Raw genomic sequence first — 17507 nt, 5'->3', positions numbered from 1 at the left:
CTCACGCCGGAAAACCTCAGCGGGTTTTCAGCCAGTTCAGCACATAAACCCGCAGTGACGAGGACAAATTGCTGTCGGCGGAGCGGTTGTCGTCTATTTCGGCGAGCAGCGCCGCGAAACTGATCTTGCGTCTTTCCGCAATGGTTTTCAGCTCGTCCCAGAAGGCGTCCTCGAGTGAAATGCTGGTGCGGTGACCGTGCAACGTCGCGGAGTGCTTGCGGATCATCAGATCGGTCTCCGGTGAAACCGGTTGGAGGTCTCAATCATGTCTCCCCGGCAAGTCCCTGTTTTTCGATTCTTTTCGAATAGTCCCGAAATCCGCGACGGTCGGCCGGCCTGTCAGTCTTTGCCGGCCCCGTCATCGTTTTTTTCGAGCCGCCCCTGATCGAGCGCCTTTTCGGCCTTTTCGTTCAGGGCCGAGGTAAGATTTTTTTCGGTCTTGGTGCGGCCGAAGGACAGGCGGTTCTGCTCCGCCTGCTTTTCTTTTTCGCTACGGGCTTTCTGTTTGCGAAACTGGCGCAGATTGACGATATCGGCCGCCATGGGGATATGTCTCCTTGGGTTTCGTAAGCGCTGCGTAAAAGCCGTTATTGCTTCTTGCGGAAGGCATCCAGCGAAACGACCGAGCCTTCCTTCTTTTCCTCGCCGGATTTGGGCGTCTCGGAAGCGGCAGCGGGCTTTGCCTCATGGGAAACGGGATAAGCGGTGATCTCGGCGTCTTCGATTTCTTCCTCTTCGGCCAGAGGCACGTCGAATTCGAGCTCGAAATTGACAGAAGGATCGTAGAAACCGCGAATGGCGTTATAAGGGATCACCAGCTTTTCCGGCGTATCCGAGAAGGACAGGCCGATTTCGAAGCCGGTTTCGGTTACTTTCAGATCCCAGAACTGATGCTGGATAACGATGGTCATCTGCTCGGCATATTTCGCCTTGAGGTGCTGGGAAATCCGCACGCCCGGCGCGCCGGTCAGGAAGGTGATGAAAAAGTGGTGGTCGCCGGGCAGACGACCGGTTGCGGCCACTTCACCCAAAACCTTACGAATAACGCCGCGAAGGGCATCCTGTGCGAGAATGTCGTAACGGATATGATCCTGCCCCATGCGGTCCTGTCTTTCCCTTATTCGAACGTCTTTTCATGCACGGCGCGGCTTGCGCGCCAAGGACGCTGTAACACTTTGAATCTTCGCGTAATCCTTGAGCCGGGATCATTTCCGATCCTGACGCTCACGCGTTGGCCAAGTATACGCAATGTCCTGAACGGCAGCAACGGAAAAGCCAATGCCGATTGCGAGTCAGCTATCATATAACCAATTCAGGCAAAATGGAGAAGGTGGAGGTTTCTGTTGCCAGGTACCTCCGAACCCCGCCTCACGGGGCTAACCGTGAGGACTTTAGAGCGGAATTCCCGCACCGCCATTAGGCAGCGAGAGCATATTCCTTAGCGTTGTTGTCGTTTGCAACTACACTTGTGACCCGATAACGGCGGTATCATGCCGAGCAAAAGTTCGATCTTTACGCCCTTGTCGATCCTATTTCGCCCCCATCAAAAGCCGGCCTTCGTCTCATGAAAGTCCGCCGGTTTTTGGTGGAGGCGCCGGGTACCGCCCCCGGGTCCAATAGGTTTATTACACCGACCGTTTATCGCCATAGCCGGGTTGCCCCGGCAAGGCTCATATAGGCGTTTCGACCGCCTGAGAAAAGGGGGGTGATGACAATTCCATGAAAAGGTTTCGTGATTGCGGCCCGCACTTTAGACAATTCTTGACGACGAGGGATTGCTGTCCCATTGTCCATGCAACCGGTCACCAGAAGCAACACCGGGCCGGGGACACACGAAGGAGTGGACATGACTGACTATCTCGCAGATGTGAAGAAATACGACGCAGCAGCCGACGAAGCGGTGGTCGGCAAGATCGTCAAGCATCTCGGCATCGCCCTGCGCAACCGGGATTCCTCGCTGGTGTCCGCTTCCGATCCGGAAGAGCTTGCGCGTGTGAAGGCGAGCTGGTGCGGCAAGAAGCTCGGCGTGACCGACGGTACGGCCGATCAGGCAATCGATGCCGTTGCCAAGGCCATGGCTGCGGACCGCTCCAAATCGCGCGTGACCTTTTATTATCTGGTCGCCAAGGAACTGGGCAAACTCCAGTCGCTTTGATTTAACGGGGATAAGCCCGCATTAGATGATTGGTTCTGCCGCCCTGTGCTATTATATTCCCCTGATATCAGGGAATCGGCGGCAGAACGCATGAAACAATATCTCGATCTTCTCCGGCATGTGATGGAAACCGGCTCCGACCGCGGAGACCGCACCGGCACGGGCACGCGCTCGGTGTTCGGTTACCAGATGCGTTTCGACCTTTCCGAAGGTTTTCCGGTTCTCACCACCAAGAAGCTGCATCTGCGCTCCATCATTCATGAACTGCTGTGGTTCCTGAAGGGCGATACCAATATCGCCTATCTCAAGGAAAACGGCGTTTCCATCTGGGATGAGTGGGCCGACGAGAACGGCGATCTCGGTCCGGTCTATGGTGCGCAGTGGCGCTCGTGGCCCGCACCGGACGGTCGCCATGTCGACCAGATCGCGCTTTTGATCGAGGGCCTGAAAACCAATCCGAACTCCCGCCGTCATATCGTTTCGGCCTGGAACCCGGCGCTTGTGGATGAAATGGCGCTGCCGCCCTGTCATTGCCTGTTCCAGTTCTATGTTTCCGATGGAAAGCTGTCCTGCCAGCTCTATCAGCGCTCGGCCGACATTTTCCTCGGCGTGCCGTTCAACATCGCCTCCTATGCGCTTCTGACGCTGATGGTGGCGCAGGTCACCGGCCTGAAGCCGGGCGATTTCGTCCATACGCTCGGCGATGCGCATATCTATGCCAATCATTTCGAACAGGCGAAGCTGCAGATGACGCGCACGCCCAAGGCCCTGCCGACGATGCGCCTCAACCCGGATGTGAAGGATCTTTTCGCCTTTAAGTTCGAAGACTTTACGCTGGAAAACTACGAGGCCGATTCAAGCATCAAGGCGCCGATCGCGGTATGAGCGAGCCACGCGTCACCATCATCGTCGCGGTGTCCGAAAACGGCGTCATCGGCCGCGACCTCGACATGCCGTGGAAACTCTCTACCGACCTCAAGCGCTTCAAGGCGATGACGATGGGCAAGCCGCTCATCATGGGCCGCAAGACATTTTTATCCGTCGGCGAGCGTCCATTGCCGGGCCGCCCGCATATCATCGTCAGCCGCAATGCCGATTACCGGCCGCAAGGCGTGGATGTCGTCTCCTCGCTGGAGGAGGCTTTGAAGCTCGCGGGAAGCAAGGCTGCGGAACTGGGTGTGGATGAGGTCTTCGTAGCCGGTGGCGGTGAGATTTACCGTCAGGCCATGCCCTTCGCCGATCAACTTTCCGTCACCCATGTCGCGGTAAAACTCGATGGCGACACTTTTTTTCCGGAAATCGATCCTGCCGTTTTTGAGAAAACCGAGGAAATCCCTGCTCCCGCAGGGGAAAAGGACAATTATCCGGTTCTGTTTACCACTTATGTGCGAAGAGCCGCGTCAAAGTGAACTATTTACCCTGATTGGGTATTTAGTTACCACCTCTGCGTTGAAACGGACGCTTCTCCTTCCTATAACGGGTCGATATTCCCGCCGCACGCGAGCAATCGCTTTCGAACGGAACCGGGAGAGGCTTTTATAAAGAGGTATTGATGCCCTGGAGCAATCAGAATGGCGGCGGCGGCCCTTGGGGCGGCGGCGGTGGAGGAAACAACCAGGGCGGCGGTGGCGGCCCATGGGGGCAGGGGCCTAACCGGCCTCGCGGCGGTGGCGGCGGCAATGGCGGCCCGCCCGATCTGGAAGAGATCATCCGGCGCAGCCAGGACCGTTTCAAGAATGTGCTGCCCGGCGGCTTCAACGGCGGCGCGGTTGCCATCGTGGTTCTCGTCGTGCTGGTTTTCCTCGGCATTCAGTCCATCTATACCGTCCAGCCGGACGAGCGCGGCGTGGAACTGCGTTTCGGCCGCCCGAAGGACGAAATCTCGATGCCCGGTCTGCATTTCCATCTGTGGCCGATCGAGACGGTTGAAATCGTCAAGGTTACCGAGCAGCAGCAGAATATCGGTTCGCGCGCTTCGTCGTCTTCTTCGAGCGGCGTGATGCTGACCGGCGACCAGAACATCGTCAACGTGCAGTTCTCGGTGCTCTATACGGTTTCCGATCCGAAATCCTATCTCTTCAACGTCGACAGCCCGGCCGAAACCCTGCAGCAGGTTTCCGAAAGCGCCATGCGCGAAGTCGTCGGCCGCCGTCCGGCACAGGACATTTTCCGCGATAACCGTCAGGCGATTGCGGCGGATGTGCGCACCATCATCCAGTCCACCATGGACGGTTATGGCGCCGGCATTTCCATCAATGCCGTGGCCATCGAAGATGCGGCGCCGCCGCGCGAAGTGGCCGATGCCTTCGATGAAGTGCAGCGTGCCGAACAGGACGAAGACCGCTTCGTTCAGGAAGCCAACCAGTACGCCAACCAGAAGCTCGGCGCCGCTCGCGGTCAGGCCGCGCAGATCCTCGAAGAAGCGAATGCGTACAAGTCGCGCGTCGTCAACGAGGCGCAGGGTGAGGCGCAGCGTTTCGTCTCCATCTATGACCAGTATCGCACCGCGCCGGACGTGACCCGCCAGCGCATGTTCCTGGAAACGATGGAGCAGGTCCTGAAGGGTTCCAACAAGATCATCATCGACGAGAAACAGGGCGTGGTGCCTTATCTGCCTCTGAACGAGATCATGCGCAACAATCCGGGCGCAGCACAGCAGGGAGGCAACTGATATGGGTAACCGTCTTTCTGCCATTCTCGTCGGTCTCGCCGTCGTGCTTTTCCTCGGTTACTCGTCGATCTTCGTCGTCAACGAGCGCCAGCAGGCCATCGTCGTCCGCTTCGGTGAAATCCAGGATGTGAAAACCGCGCCGGGCCTCTATTTCAAGCTGCCCTTCGCCTTCATGGATGCCGACCGGGTGCAATATATCGAGAACCGGGCGCTGCGCTTCGATCACGACAATATCCGTGTTCAGGTTTCCGGCGGCAAGTTCTACGAGGTCGATGCCTTCGTGGTCTATCGCATCACGGATGCGCGCCGCTTCCGGCAGACGGTCTCGGGTGACCAGATGTCGGCGGAATCACGCCTGCGTACCCGTCTCGACGCATCGCTGCGCCGGGTCTACGGTCTGCGCGGCTTCGAATCGGCGCTCTCGGATGCCCGTGCATCGATGATGCAGGAAGTGCGGGACGATCTGCGTCCCGATGCGGAATCGCTCGGCATCAGCATCGTCGATGTCCGCATCCGCCGTACCGACCTGACGCAGGAAGTCTCGCAGCAGACCTTCGAGCGTATGAAGTCGGAACGTCTGGCCGAGGCCGAACTGATCCGCGCCCGCGGTAACGAAGAGGCGCAGCGCCGCCGCGCCATCGCCGACCGTCAGGTCGTCGAGCTGGAATCCGACGCCCGCCGTCAGTCCGAAGTTCTGCGCGGTGAAGGCGATGCGGAGCGCAACAAGGTGTTCGGCGAGGCTTTCCAGCGCGATCCGAACTTCTTCGAGTTCTATCGCTCCATGTCGGCCTATGCCAATGCGCTGAACGGCAACGGCACGACGCTGGTTCTGTCCCCGGACTCGACCTTCTTCCGTTATTTCAACAATATCGACGGTGCGGCCCCTGCCGCTCCGGCTGCCCCTGCGCCAGCGCCGGCGAACTGATAGCGGAAAAAATGATTTTGGAGGGGCCGGTTTTACCGGCCCTTTCTTTTTAGTCCGTTTTCGTGCCAATGCTGTGGCTAAGGGCAAGGCGTCCCCCGCCTGTTCACGAAAAGGTATTTTTACACTTCATCATTCCGCCTTATGCTTTGCCGATATATGCAGGGCAAGACTATTTGAAACGCGAGGACGCTTATGGCCGTGACCCTTCTTTCGCCTTTTCGCAGCAGCATCGCCGCAGTCGCGGGCATCGCGCTTGTGGCAGGTAGCCTGACGGCACCGGTTGCTGCGAGAGCGCAGAGCCATGGGCCGGAATCGGTGGCCGATCTCGCCGAGCCGCTTCTCGATGCGGTGGTGAATATTTCCACGTCGCAGAACGTCAAGACCGAGGGCAAGGGCCCGGTTCCGCCGCGTCTGCCGGAGGGCTCGCCCTTTCAGGAATTCTTCAAGGATTATTTCGACAGCCAGAAGCCCGAGGGTGGCGAAAAGGTGAGTTCGCTGGGCTCGGGTTTCGTCATCGATCCTGCCGGCTACGTTGTCACCAACAACCACGTCATCGAGGGTGCCGACGCTATCGAGGTGATTTTCCCGAACGGCTCGAAGCTCAAGGCAACGCTGGTCGGCACCGATACCAAGACCGACCTTTCGGTGTTGAAGGTGGAGCCGAAAACGCCGCTGAAGGCCGTCAAGTTCGGCGATTCGCGCAGCATGCGCATCGGCGACTGGGTGATGGCCGTCGGCAATCCCTTTGGGCTTGGCGGATCGCTGACCGTGGGCGTCATTTCCGCGCGCGGCCGCAATATCAATGCCGGCCCCTATGACAATTTTATCCAGACGGATGCGGCCATCAACAAGGGCAATTCCGGCGGTCCGCTCTTCAACATGAAGGGTGAAGTGATCGGCATCAATACCGCGATCATTTCGCCGAGTGGTGGTTCCATCGGTATCGGTTTCGCCGTGCCGACGGAGCTTGCCCAGAATATCGTGCAGCAGCTCATCGAATTCGGCGAGACCCGCCGCGGCTGGCTCGGCGTTCGCGTTCAGCCTGTTACTGATGACGTAGCAGCGAGCCTCGGTATGGACAGCGCCAAGGGGGCGCTTATTTCCGGTGTCGCCAAGGGCGGACCGGTGGAGAACGGCCCGATCCAGGCCGGCGATGTCGTGCTGAAATTCGATGGCAAGGATATTCATGAAATGCGCGACCTCTTGCGGATCGTGGCGGAAAGCCCGGTCGGCAAGGAGGTCGATGTGGTGATCCTGCGTGACGGCAAGGAGGAAACCGTCAAGGTCAAGCTCGGGCAATTGCAGGATACGACCGACGAAAAGGCCTCGGCCGAAGATCAGCAGAGTGAAGACGGCGATGGCGGTGTGGTTGCACCGGAAGATGATGGCGGCGCCGACGATCAGGCGCAGGACCAGACGCCGGAAGTGCGCGAGGCGCCGCAGAGCGTGCTCGGCATGAATCTCGTGGTGCTGAGCAACGAACTGCGCACCGAAAAGGGCATTGCCGAAAGCGTCGAAGGCGTGCTGGTGGCGAGCGTCGATCCGGGCTCGCCCGCCGAGCAGAAGGGCATGAAGGCCGGCGATATCATCGTCGAGGTCGGGCAGGACTTCATGGAAGTTCCGGGCGATGTGCTGGTGCGCGTCAACGGCCTGAAATCCGAGGGCCGCAAGAACGCGCATATGATGGTGGCTGATGCGCAGGGTAATCTGCGCGTCGTGGCGCTGCCGCTCGAATAAGGCGTTTTCCGCCCGGTCAGGCAGGAATCGGGTGGTTGTGATCCCGGCCGCTCTCTAATTCTTGGTCTCCATCGAACGGAGGCCAAGAATATGAAATTACTCGAAAACAAGGTTGCCATCATCACCGGCGCGTCATCCGGCATCGGCCGGGCGACGGCGATGCTGTTTGCCGCCGAAGGTGCGGCCGTTGTCATCAATGCGCGCGGCGAAAAGGCCCTGCATGAGGTTGCCGCAGACATTCGTGAGGCCGGCGGCCGGGTCCACACGGTTGCCGGCGATGCCGGTGTTGCCGAAACCCATGCCCGGCTGGCGGATGCGGCCATAAGCGTCTTCGGTGGCCTCGATATCGCCGTCAACAATGCCGGAGCGGTGGGAGCCATGAAACCGCTGGCGGAGATTTCGCCTGCGGAATGGGATCATGCGCTCAATGTCAATCTCACCTCCGCCTTTCTGGGTGCGCGTTACCAGATTCCGCCGATGTTGATGCGGGGTGGCGGTTCCATCGTCTTCACCTCGAGCTTTGTCGGCACCAGCGCCGGCATACCGGGCATGGCGGCTTATGGCGCGGCCAAGGCGGGGTTGATGGGGTTGGTGAAAGGCATCACCGCCGATTATGCGGTCAAAGGCATTCGCGCCAATGCGCTGCTGCCCGGCGGGGTCGATACACCTGCTGCGGGAGACGACGCGCAGAAGGAATGGGCCGCCGGCCTGCACGCGATGAAACGTATCGCTGAGCCGCCGGAAATTGCGCGGGCAGCGCTTTTCCTCGCGAGCCCCATGGCGAGCTTCGTCGCCGGTGCCGCTCTGTTCGCCGATGGCGGCAATGCCGCCGTAAAATGACCTTGGGAACTGGCGGGCAGGTGTCTTATCGCGCCCGCCATTCCTCCAGCGTCAGCGCATAGGTGACGTGCGGCCGCAGATGCGGATGTGTGTCTTCCGGCACGCGCGGATGGTCGAAGTCACGGGAAGGATCGCGCTTCAGGCCGATGCGCTCCATCACCGCCGTCGAACGGTGGTTGTTGTGGACGGCGAAGGAGACGATTTCCGGCGTTTCCTTTTCATCGAAGGCCATGACGAGCAGCGACTGCGCCGCTTCCGTGACATAGCCGTGGCCCCAGAAGCGGGTGGCGAGCCGCCAGCCGATCTCCATGGTGCCGACCGGGAAGGGCGGATCGAGGTTCATGACGGGGGAGATGCCGCAGAAGCCCATGACCTCGCCGGTTTCACGCAGTTCCATGGCATAAAAGCCATAGCCGCTGCCGCGGATCATGCCGTTGATGGTTTCCAGCACGGCGTCCGCTTCCGCATGGCTGCGGCGGAAGGGGAAAAACTCCATGACCTTTTCGTCGGCGTTGATTTCGCGGAACAGGTCACGGTCGCTCTCCTTCCACTCGCGCAGAATGAGTCTTGGCGTCTCTCGGATGATCATGGAGTGACAAAATCCGTCTTGCGGTAGCCCTGGATGTAGAGAAGCGCCGTCAGGTCGCCATGGTCGATGCGCATCTGCGCCTCGGCGGCCACGGCGGGCTTGGCGTGCAGGGCAACGCCTGCGCCGGCCAGATGCAGCATACCGAGATCGTTGGCGCCATCGCCGACCGCCATCGCCTCTTCCGGCGAGATGCCGAGCCTTGCGGCAATATCGTTCAGCGCATCCACCTTGGCCTGCTTGCCGAGGATCGGTTCGGCCACGGTGCCGTCAAGTTCGCCATTGGCTTCGCCGAGCAGATTGGCGCGGTCCTCATCGAAACCCAGCATGGCGGCGACGCGGCCGGTGAAGACGGTGAAGCCGCCGGAAACGAGGGCGGTGTAATAGCCCTTGGCCTTCATGGTGGCGATCAGCTCCCTGCCGCCGGGGGTAAGCGTGACGCGCTTTTCGATGACATCGTCGATAACCGAGACAGGCAGGCCCTTCAGCAGCGCCACACGTTCCCGCAGTGCGGGTTCGAAGGCGATCTCGCCATTCATGGCGCGGGCGGTAATGGCGGAAACTTTTTCCTTCAGCCCGACTTCGGCGGCCAGCTCATCAATGCATTCTTGGCCGATCATGGTCGAATCCATATCGGCGATCAGCAGTTTCTTGCGGCGCTGATCCTGTTCCTGGATGACGATATCGATCGGTTTTCCGACAAGCGTGGCTGCAATAGCACTGCGAGCCTGTTCGGCTGCGGTGCCGGAAGGCAGGGCGATATCGCAGGCAATGCCATCGGCCAGCCAATAAAGGCCCGATGCGTTGACGGCCTTTGCGGCCGCCTCGCCGAGGGCCGATGTCAGAACAGGATTTGACGGATTGGCGATAAGCGTGGCAACGAGAGCCATGATGAAAAACCTTGATGAGAATTTTGATGCGATCCTGATAACCGGCCCGACGGCAAGCGGCAAGTCCGCGCTTGCGCTTCGTCTGGCGCGGGAGCGGGACGGCGTCGTCATCAATGCCGACAGTATGCAGGTTTACGATACGCTGCGGGTGCTGACCGCGCGGCTGTCCGAAGACGAGATGGAAGGCGTGCCGCATCTTCTCTACGGCCATGTGCCGGCGAGCAGCCTCTATTCAACCGGCGAATGGCTGCGGGAGATTTCCGCCCTGCTTGCGGATTTGCGCGGGCAGGGGCGTTTGCCCGTCATCGTCGGCGGTACGGGGCTTTATTTCAAGGCGCTGACGGGCGGGCTTTCCGATATGCCCGCCATTCCGGATGACATCCGCGATGGGCTGCGTGCCCGGCTGATCGGGGAGGGGGCGGCTGCGCTCCATGCCGAACTCGCACGGCACGATCCGGCCATGGCGGATATGCTGCAGCCGGGAGACGGCCAGCGTATCGTCCGGGCGCTGGAGGTGCTCAAGGCGACCGGAAAGTCGATCCGGGATTTTCAGCGCGCCAGCGGCCCGATGATCGTCGATCCCGACCGGGCGCAAAAATTCGTCGTCCTGCCGGAAAGGCCGGTGCTGCATGACCGCATCAACCGGCGTTTCGAGATGATGATGAATAGCGGGGCGGTGGAGGAGGTGCAGGCGCTTCTCGCGCTCAACCTCGCATCCGATGCCACCGCAATGAAGGCGATCGGCGTTGCCCAGATTGCCGATATGCTGGCCGGGCGCATCGGCGAGGCGGAGGTGATCGAAAAATCGGCGGCCGCGACCCGTCAATATGCCAAACGGCAGATGACCTGGTTTCGCAACCAGATGGGGGGCGACTGGACACGTATCCAGCCGTGAGAGCGCCCATCAGTCTTTCCGGTAGAGACTGCCGAGCGGTTTCTTCAGCAGGCTTTCCCGGAGCGAAGGACGTGCATCGCCGGACGGTGGACCATTCTGTGCCTGCATCTGGAAACTCGCCTTGCGCAATTCGTTGACGGCGCCGGAGGCGGCATCGGGTGCCGCCGGATTTGGCGATGGGGAGAGCGGGCGGCCGGGCAGCATGTCCGGGCGATAGGGCTCGTATCCCTCCGGTGCGGCCGTTCCCAGTTCCCGCTTCCAGCGGTCGATGTCGTCCGCCTCCCGTGGTGCGCCTGCCGGCTCCGGCAGATCGGAAAAGGCTGCTTCGACGCTTTGCTGGAAACCGGTGATAACAGGCTTGGCCGTGGCGCGCATGCGGGTGACGATGTTGTTCAGATCGACCGTGTCAGGGGTTTCATGGTTCGTATGGCTGATGGTGCCGCTCGCCTTCGGCAATTTGGCCGTGGCCACGCGGTCGAAACGCATGCGCATCGGCACATTGACGGCCTCGCCAAAGGCGATGGCCTCGCCATTGCCGATGGAAGACAGAAAGCTGGTGGTCGAGGTCGATGCGTTCGGTACGGCGGAGAGAATGATCTTCTGGTCGATCTCGTTCGACAGCCGCATGGCGAAAACGGTCGAACACTGCGACAGGATGGTCTGGTCCAGCTCGCTTGGCCGCTGGCTGATGACGCCGAGCGAAATGCCGTATTTACGGCCTTCCTTGGCGATCTGGGCAATGGATTGCCGGGTGGGGAAAAAGCCGCGCTCGGGATCGGCAGGCACATAACGGTGCGCTTCCTCGCAGACGACAAGCATATGCAGCGAGCCGCGTGCCAGCACCGCCAGTTCGAAGGACATGCGGCAGAGGACGGAGACCACCGAATTCACCACTTCGGAGGGGATGCCCGAGAGCTGGAACACCGAAATCGGCTTGCCTTCCCCGGGAATGCGGAAAATATGCGCGACCGTCTCCAGAATGGTGTCGCTGATCGTATTGCTGGAGAACATGAAATTGTAGCGTGTGTCGTTGATGGCCGAGAGAATGCGGCCTTTCAGCGAGCGCAGCGCGGGTTTTTCGCCACGCCCTTCCAGCCGGCCGATACGCTCGTCGATGAGGGCGAGGAGATCGGCCATGCGATAGGGCACCGGCGTATCCGGCGTGATCGCGCTCTTGTCGGACGTGCGGCGCACGGCGGAACCATCGGTGCCGCGAAATGCCTTTTTCGCTTCCGGAACGAGGTCGCGAAGGACGTCCATTTCTTCCGGCACGGGTTTGCGGCCGCGGAAAATCACTTCCGCAAATTCCTCAAGGCGCATCAGCCAGAAGGGAAGATCCAGCGTATCGGTGTCGATGACGACCGAATGATCGGGAAAGGCAGCCGCGAATTCATTATGCGGATCGAGAATGAGGACACGCAGCTTCGGGTCGGTCTCGATCGCCTTGTTCAGAAGCAGCGAGACGGCGGTGGTCTTGCCCACGCCCGTCGAGCCGACGACGGCGAAATGTTTGGCGAGCATCTGGGGAATGCTGATGGTGGCGTTGATCGTGTCGTCCTGCGTCAGCCTGCCGATCGTGCAGGCGTCGCGCTTGCCGCTGTCGTAAATCTTGGCAAGATCGCTGGTGCGGATGCGATGCGCCACCGCACCCAGATAGGGGTAACGGGAGATGCCGGTGGAAAAGCGCTCGCTGCCGTCCTCGGTGCGATAGACTTCGCCAACCAGTTCAACCTCGACCAGCAGCCTGTTCGGCCTGTCCGCCGCCCAGTAGTCCTCGCCGGTTCGCATGGAAAAAACCAGCGCTGCGACACGGCTCGTACCCATCTCGATGGAGATCAGGCGTCCGACGGACCAGAGCTGCGAGACATCGGTGGTGCCGGGTTCCGTTTCGGCGGCGATGGTGGCATGCGCACCGTTACAGGCGATGACGCGGCCCAGCATGCGGTTCGCCGGCTGCTGGCCGGATCGCCGTTCGTTTTCGTCCATGCGGGACGCACTATGAAACGTGTCGTTACTCACATTTTTTCCCGGTACATGCGGATGATCGCGGTGGTTCGGGCAGTATCTGCGTTCTCGATATTAAAAGATTATGCTTAACAACATGTGTATCGGCTGCGTTCGAAAATTTCGCGCAAGCAGCCTTTCCGGTAATAAAAGAAGGTGGCGGCGATTTTTTCCTGCAATATGCGTTGACGGCTGGGGCTTTTGTGGCTAACACTCCGGCCCATGAAAAATCTTAACGTACTTATCGTGGTGGGACGGCGCATGGGCAGGATGGTGTAACCATCCGGCGAAAGCACCCATGCGCTGAACGAGGCTCCTCTAGGGGCCTTTTTTTATGTCTTCAAACAGCCCTCGGGCTCCTCGATATCCAAAGCCAAAGCGGGATGGAAACAGGCAATGACGGATAAGGACAATACGGAAAACAGCAATCGCATGACAGGTGCGGAGATCGTTCTGCAGGCGCTGAAGGACAATGGCGTCGAGCACATCTTCGGTTATCCTGGCGGTGCCGTGCTTCCGATCTATGACGAGATTTTCCAGCAGGAAGACATCCAGCATATCCTCGTGCGTCACGAGCAGGGCGCCGGCCATGCCGCCGAAGGTTATGCCCGTTCCACCGGCAAGGTCGGCGTCATGCTCGTCACCTCCGGCCCCGGCGCCACCAATGCGGTCACGCCGCTGCAGGATGCGCTGATGGATTCCATTCCGCTCGTCTGCCTGTCCGGCCAGGTTCCCACCACGCTGATCGGTTCCGATGCGTTTCAGGAATGTGATACCGTCGGTATCACGCGCCCCTGCACCAAGCACAACTGGCTGGTCAAGGACGTCAACGAGCTGGCGGGCATCATCCATGAAGCCTTCCGTATCGCGCAGACGGGTCGTCCCGGTCCTGTCGTCGTCGATATTCCGAAGGACATCCAGTTCGCCACCGGCACCTACACGCCGCCCTCCGCCGCCACCCAGCACGAGAGCTACAAGCCGAAGGTTCAGGGCGATCTGAACGCCATTCATGCCGCCATCGACCTGATGTCGAAGGCGAAGAAGCCGGTTTTCTATACCGGCGGCGGCGTCATCAATTCCGGCCCCGAGGCAACCCGGCTGCTGCGCGAACTGGTCGAGCTGACCGGCTTCCCGATCACCTCGACGCTGATGGGTCTCGGCGCCTATCCGGCTTCCGGCAAGAACTGGCTCGGTATGCTGGGCATGCACGGTTCCTACGAAGCCAACATGACGATGCATGATTGCGACGTTCTGGTCTGCGTCGGTGCGCGTTTCGACGACCGAATTACCGGCCGCATCAATGCGTTCTCGCCGAATTCGAAGAAGATCCATATCGATATCGATCCGTCCTCGATCAACAAGACGGTTCGCGTCGACGTGCCGATCATCGGCGATGTCAGCCATGTTCTGGAAGATATGGTTCGCCTGTGGCGCGCTCTGCCGAAGAAGGTTGAGAAGGCGCAGACGGCCGACTGGTGGGCGCAGATCGAGCGCTGGCGCGCACGCAATTCCTTCGCCTACAAGAACTCCAACGATGTCATCATGCCGCAATATGCCTTGCAGCGGCTCTATGAGGCTTCGAAGGGCCGCGACACCTATATCACCACCGAAGTCGGCCAGCATCAGATGTGGGCGGCGCAGTTCTTCGGTTTCGAGGAGCCGAACCATTGGATGACCTCGGGCGGTCTCGGCACCATGGGCTACGGCCTGCCGGCGGCCATCGGCGTTCAGGTCGCCCATCCGGACGCGCTGGTCATCGATATTGCCGGTGACGCCTCGATCCAGATGTGCATTCAGGAAATGTCCTGCGCCATCCAGTACGGTCTGCCGGTGAAGATCTTCATCCTCAACAACCAGTATATGGGCATGGTGCGCCAATGGCAGCAGCTGCTGCACGGCAACCGCCTGTCCAACTCCTATACGGAAGCCATGCCCGATTTCGTCAAGCTGGCGGAAGCCTATGGCGCGGTCGGCATGTATTGCGACGATCCGAAGGAGCTGGACGACAAGATTGCAGAAATGATCGCGGTCAAGAAGCCGGTCATTTTCGATTGCCGCGTCGCCAATCTTGCCAATTGCTTCCCGATGATCCCGTCTGGTAAAGCCCATAATGAGATGCTGTTGCCGGATGAGGCGACGGATGAAGCGGTTGCCAACGCCATCGACGCCAAGGGCCGTCAGCTAGTCTGAGCCGGGAGAGGAAAAGGACATGAACGCACACCTACAACCCACCGGCTCGGCCTATTTCATCCAGAAGGAAACGGCTGCCGTCGAAAATCACACGCTGTCGGTTCTCGTCAGCAATGAGCCGGGCGTTCTCGCCCGGGTCATCGGCCTGTTTTCCGGCCGGGGCTACAACATCGAAAGCCTGACGGTTTCGGAAACGGAACATGAGGCGCATCTGTCGCGCATCACCATCGTCACGCGCGGCACGCCCATCGTGCTGGAGCAGATCAAGGCGCAGCTTGAGCGCATCGTGCCGGTGCACCGGGTTCTCGATCTCACCGTTCGCGCCCGCGAACTCGGGCAGGAGCGGCCTATCGAGCGCGAAGTGGCGCTCATCAAGGTCGCCGGTTCCGGCGAGGACCGTGCCGAGACGCTGCGCCTTGCCGATGCGTTTCAGGCCAAGGTGGTGGATGCGACGGTGGAGCATTTCATCTTCGAGATCACCGGCAAGTCGTCGAAGATCGACCAGTTCGTGGCGATCATCAAGCCGCTCGGCCTGATCGAGATTTGCCGCACCGGTATCGCGGCGATGAATCGCGGCCCGCAGGGGATGTAACCTCCATATCCGCAGCATATGCTGGAATATAAGCCCGCGGTTTGCCGCGGGTTTTTTTATGGCTTCGCCCGGATCGCCATATATTCAACCATATGGTTGACTTTCCGGGTCGACCGTCTATATTCAACAACATGGTTGAATTATCCGCTTCACATCTCGACACTGTCTTTCATGCCCTCGGCGACGCCACGCGGCGCACGATGCTGCGCGATCTTTCCCTTGGTGAGCGAACGGTGAGCCAGTTGGCCCGGCCGTTCGACATATCGCTCGCCGCCGCCTCGAAACATATCAAGGCGCTGGAGAACGCGGGGCTTATTCGCCGCGAGGTGAGGGGGCGCATCCATGTCTGCCGCCTTGCGCCGGAACCGTTGGCAGAGGCGCATGAATGGCTCGATTTCTACCGACAGTTCTGGGGCAGCCGCCTCGATATTCTTGAGCAGATGCTCAGGGAGGATGATCAGGGAAAAATCCCTGCAGATGGAGGAAATGACAATGGCTGATATTGCAATGCCTGACGCCTATGGCCGTCTTGTCGAACCGACGACCCTGAAGATCGAACGGCTGCTGCCGGGGCCGATCGAGCGGGTATGGGCCTATCTCACACAAAGCGAGCTTCGCCGTCGCTGGCTGGCGTCCGGCGAAATGCGGCTTGCGCCCGATGCGCCGTTCGAACTCGTCTGGCGCAACGATGAGCTTTCCGATCCGCCGGGCCGGCGCCCGGAAGGCTTTTCCGAAGAAGACCGTATGGCTTCCCGCATCATTACCGTGGTCCCACCGCACCGTCTCGTCTTCAGTTGGGGCGAAGGTGGCGAGGTGTCGATCGAGCTTCAGGCTCTTGGCAAGGATGTGCTGCTGACGCTGGTTCATCGCCGGCTGGCCGACAGGAAGACGAGGCTTGACGTCAGCGCTGGCTGGCATGTGCATCTCGACATTCTCGCCGCCCGTCTTCAGGAGAAGAAGCCGGGGCCGTTCTGGGATACATGGCTGGGACTGAAAGAAGAATATGAGCGGCGCATACCGTAACGGAGCGGTGCTTTTCTGGACACAACGGCGCGGTTTTCCGCGCCGTTTTTCAAGTGCCGCCTGCCGTGGCGCTGGCACAATTGCTTTGCTCACATTCCGATTCAACTGCCTGTTAGAGAGATTCCGGACAGTGTCTTAAAGCACTGTTATATCAAAGCATTTCCAGCGAGGTCTTGCGCGTTGGCGGCGGGAAGACGGCATCCAGAGCGGCCCAGTCTTCCTCGGTTATTTCAAGATCGGTCGCGCCGCGATTTTCCTCGACACGGGAAACGCTGGCGGATTTCGGGATGGCGATGACGCCGTCCCTCTCCAGAAGAAAGGCGAGCGCCAGTTGCGCCGGTGTCGCCTGATAGGCCTTGGCGATGCGGATGAGTTCGTGGTTCTTCAAGATGCGGCCCTGCTCGATGGGGGAATAGGCCATCAGCGGCACGCCGCGCTCCTGGCACCAGGGCAGCAGCGAAAACTCCGGCCCACGCCGGGACAGATTGTAGAGCACCTGATTGGCGGCGCAGTTCTTGCCGCCTGGAACCGCGAAAAGCTCCTCCATGTCGTCGGTGTCGAAATTGGAGACGCCCCAGTCGCCGATCTTGCCGTCGCTCTTCAGCCTTTCGAAAGCCGCTACGGTTTCTGCCAGCGGATGCTCGCCGCGCCAGTGCAGCAGATAGAGGTCGATATGGTCGGTGCCGAGCCTTGCAAGGCTGCGCTCGCAGGCCTCAGCCGTGCCTCTTTCGCTGGCGTTCCAGGGGTAGACCTTGCTGACCAGAAACACGTCCTGTCGACGACCGGCGATGGCCGCGCCGACCACCTCTTCCGATCTGCCATCCGCATACATTTCCGCCGTGTCGATCAGCGTCATGCCGATATCGATCGCCTTGCGGATGCTTTCGACCTCCTGCGGCGCGGATGACCTGGTCTCCCCCATGTTCCAGGTGCCGAGGCCAAGGGCGGGAACCTCTTTTCCGGAGGGCAGGGTGACGGAAGGAATATCGTCATTCATGG

Annotated in this window: 19 protein-coding genes and 1 other RNA gene; 12 read left to right on the top strand and 8 right to left on the bottom strand. The window is 60.2% G+C overall.

Features of this window, described 5'->3' with window-relative positions:
• Positions 1–16: 16 nt before the first annotated feature.
• The 4 genes from F3H58_RS01455 to ssrA form a co-directional block, all read right to left on the bottom strand.
• Positions 17–226 carry a ribbon-helix-helix domain-containing protein gene (locus tag F3H58_RS01455; RefSeq protein WP_003522362.1) on the bottom strand — a complete coding sequence of 70 codons (210 nt, stop codon included), beginning with the start codon at positions 224–226 and terminating at the stop codon, positions 17–19.
• Between the two features lie 113 nt (positions 227–339).
• A complete protein-coding gene (locus F3H58_RS01450) occupies positions 340–543 on the bottom strand; it encodes a DUF4169 family protein (protein WP_065655837.1) in 204 nt (67 codons plus the stop codon).
• Between the two features lie 44 nt (positions 544–587).
• Positions 588–1100, bottom strand: coding sequence for an SspB family protein (locus F3H58_RS01445; protein ID WP_020812051.1), 513 nt, complete (start codon positions 1098–1100; stop codon positions 588–590).
• 229 nt (positions 1101–1329) lie between these two features.
• Positions 1330–1704, bottom strand: a transfer-messenger RNA (tmRNA) gene (gene ssrA / locus F3H58_RS01440).
• A 142-nt stretch (positions 1705–1846) separates the two neighbouring features.
• On the opposite strand from ssrA, the gene F3H58_RS01435 reads away from it, so the two are divergent.
• The 7 genes from F3H58_RS01435 to F3H58_RS01405 all read left to right on the top strand — a co-directional run bounded on the left by F3H58_RS01435 (position 1847) and on the right by F3H58_RS01405 (position 8328).
• Positions 1847–2155: a DUF2853 family protein gene (locus F3H58_RS01435; protein ID WP_003522365.1), complete on the top strand. Its 309-nt coding sequence runs from the start codon at positions 1847–1849 to the stop codon at positions 2153–2155.
• Positions 2156–2245: 90 nt separating this feature from the next.
• The gene (locus F3H58_RS01430; protein ID WP_059756713.1) at positions 2246–3040 is read left to right on the top strand and encodes a thymidylate synthase; all 795 of its coding nucleotides are present in this window, start codon (positions 2246–2248) and stop codon (positions 3038–3040) included.
• Positions 3037–3564, top strand: coding sequence for a dihydrofolate reductase (locus F3H58_RS01425; RefSeq protein ID WP_149740961.1), 528 nt, complete (start codon positions 3037–3039; stop codon positions 3562–3564). The genes F3H58_RS01430 and F3H58_RS01425 overlap by 4 nt, the downstream gene beginning before the upstream one ends.
• 143 nt (positions 3565–3707) lie before the next feature.
• Positions 3708–4826, top strand: coding sequence for an FtsH protease activity modulator HflK (hflK, locus tag F3H58_RS01420; RefSeq protein ID WP_003522368.1), 1119 nt, complete (start codon positions 3708–3710; stop codon positions 4824–4826).
• A gap of 1 nt (position 4827) precedes the next feature.
• Positions 4828–5751 carry a protease modulator HflC gene (gene hflC / locus F3H58_RS01415; protein WP_020812048.1) on the top strand — a complete coding sequence of 308 codons (924 nt, stop codon included), beginning with the start codon at positions 4828–4830 and terminating at the stop codon, positions 5749–5751.
• Between the two features lie 192 nt (positions 5752–5943).
• Positions 5944–7488 carry a Do family serine endopeptidase gene (locus F3H58_RS01410; RefSeq protein WP_149740960.1) on the top strand — a complete coding sequence of 515 codons (1545 nt, stop codon included), beginning with the start codon at positions 5944–5946 and terminating at the stop codon, positions 7486–7488.
• 90 nt (positions 7489–7578) lie between these two features.
• Positions 7579–8328, top strand: coding sequence for an SDR family oxidoreductase (locus F3H58_RS01405; RefSeq protein ID WP_149740959.1), 750 nt, complete (start codon positions 7579–7581; stop codon positions 8326–8328).
• Between the two features lie 25 nt (positions 8329–8353).
• Here F3H58_RS01405 and F3H58_RS01400 read toward each other — a convergent pair whose 3' ends face one another.
• Together F3H58_RS01400 and serB are read right to left on the bottom strand one after the other, a co-directional pair.
• Complete coding sequence (locus F3H58_RS01400; RefSeq protein WP_059756722.1) at positions 8354–8917, bottom strand: GNAT family N-acetyltransferase; 564 nt, start codon at positions 8915–8917, stop codon at positions 8354–8356.
• Entirely contained in the window at positions 8914–9804 is an 891-nt protein-coding gene (gene serB / locus F3H58_RS01395) for a phosphoserine phosphatase SerB (protein WP_149740958.1), read from the bottom strand. The genes F3H58_RS01400 and serB overlap by 4 nt, the downstream gene beginning before the upstream one ends.
• On the opposite strand from serB, the gene miaA reads away from it, so the two are divergent.
• A complete protein-coding gene (gene miaA, locus F3H58_RS01390; protein ID WP_149740957.1) occupies positions 9803–10699 on the top strand; it encodes a tRNA (adenosine(37)-N6)-dimethylallyltransferase MiaA in 897 nt (298 codons plus the stop codon). The two genes, serB and miaA, sit on opposite strands and share 2 nt — an antisense overlap.
• Positions 10700–10708: 9 nt before the next feature.
• On the opposite strand, the gene F3H58_RS01385 is transcribed toward miaA, so the two are convergent.
• A complete protein-coding gene (locus tag F3H58_RS01385; protein ID WP_149740956.1) occupies positions 10709–12718 on the bottom strand; it encodes an ATP-binding protein in 2010 nt (669 codons plus the stop codon).
• Positions 12719–13099: 381 nt separating this feature from the next.
• Here F3H58_RS01385 and F3H58_RS01375 point away from each other — a divergent pair, with 381 nt between their 5' ends.
• The 4 genes from F3H58_RS01375 to F3H58_RS01360 all read left to right on the top strand — a co-directional run bounded on the left by F3H58_RS01375 (position 13100) and on the right by F3H58_RS01360 (position 16508).
• Positions 13100–14893 (top strand): acetolactate synthase 3 large subunit, encoded by a 1794-nt coding sequence (locus F3H58_RS01375; protein ID WP_035239227.1) that lies wholly within the window; start codon positions 13100–13102, stop codon positions 14891–14893.
• Between the two features lie 19 nt (positions 14894–14912).
• Positions 14913–15485 carry an acetolactate synthase small subunit gene (gene ilvN, locus F3H58_RS01370; RefSeq protein WP_003522378.1) on the top strand — a complete coding sequence of 191 codons (573 nt, stop codon included), beginning with the start codon at positions 14913–14915 and terminating at the stop codon, positions 15483–15485.
• A 131-nt stretch (positions 15486–15616) separates the two neighbouring features.
• Positions 15617–15985 (top strand): ArsR/SmtB family transcription factor, encoded by a 369-nt coding sequence (locus F3H58_RS01365; protein ID WP_031233868.1) that lies wholly within the window; start codon positions 15617–15619, stop codon positions 15983–15985.
• Entirely contained in the window at positions 15978–16508 is a 531-nt protein-coding gene (locus tag F3H58_RS01360) for an SRPBCC family protein (RefSeq protein ID WP_149740955.1), read from the top strand. Before F3H58_RS01365 ends, F3H58_RS01360 begins: the two co-directional genes overlap by 8 nt.
• Positions 16509–16659: 151 nt before the next feature.
• Here F3H58_RS01360 and F3H58_RS01355 read toward each other — a convergent pair whose 3' ends face one another.
• A complete protein-coding gene (locus F3H58_RS01355) occupies positions 16660–17505 on the bottom strand; it encodes an aldo/keto reductase (protein ID WP_149740954.1) in 846 nt (281 codons plus the stop codon).
• Between the last annotated feature and the right edge of the window lie 2 nt (positions 17506–17507).

Source organism: Rhizobium sp. NFACC06-2 (assembly GCF_900101425.1).
Taxonomy (GTDB): domain Bacteria; phylum Pseudomonadota; class Alphaproteobacteria; order Rhizobiales; family Rhizobiaceae; genus Agrobacterium; species Agrobacterium leguminum.
The sequence above is the reverse complement of the archived record's forward strand: the minus strand, read 5'-3'. Positions and strand labels throughout refer to the sequence as shown.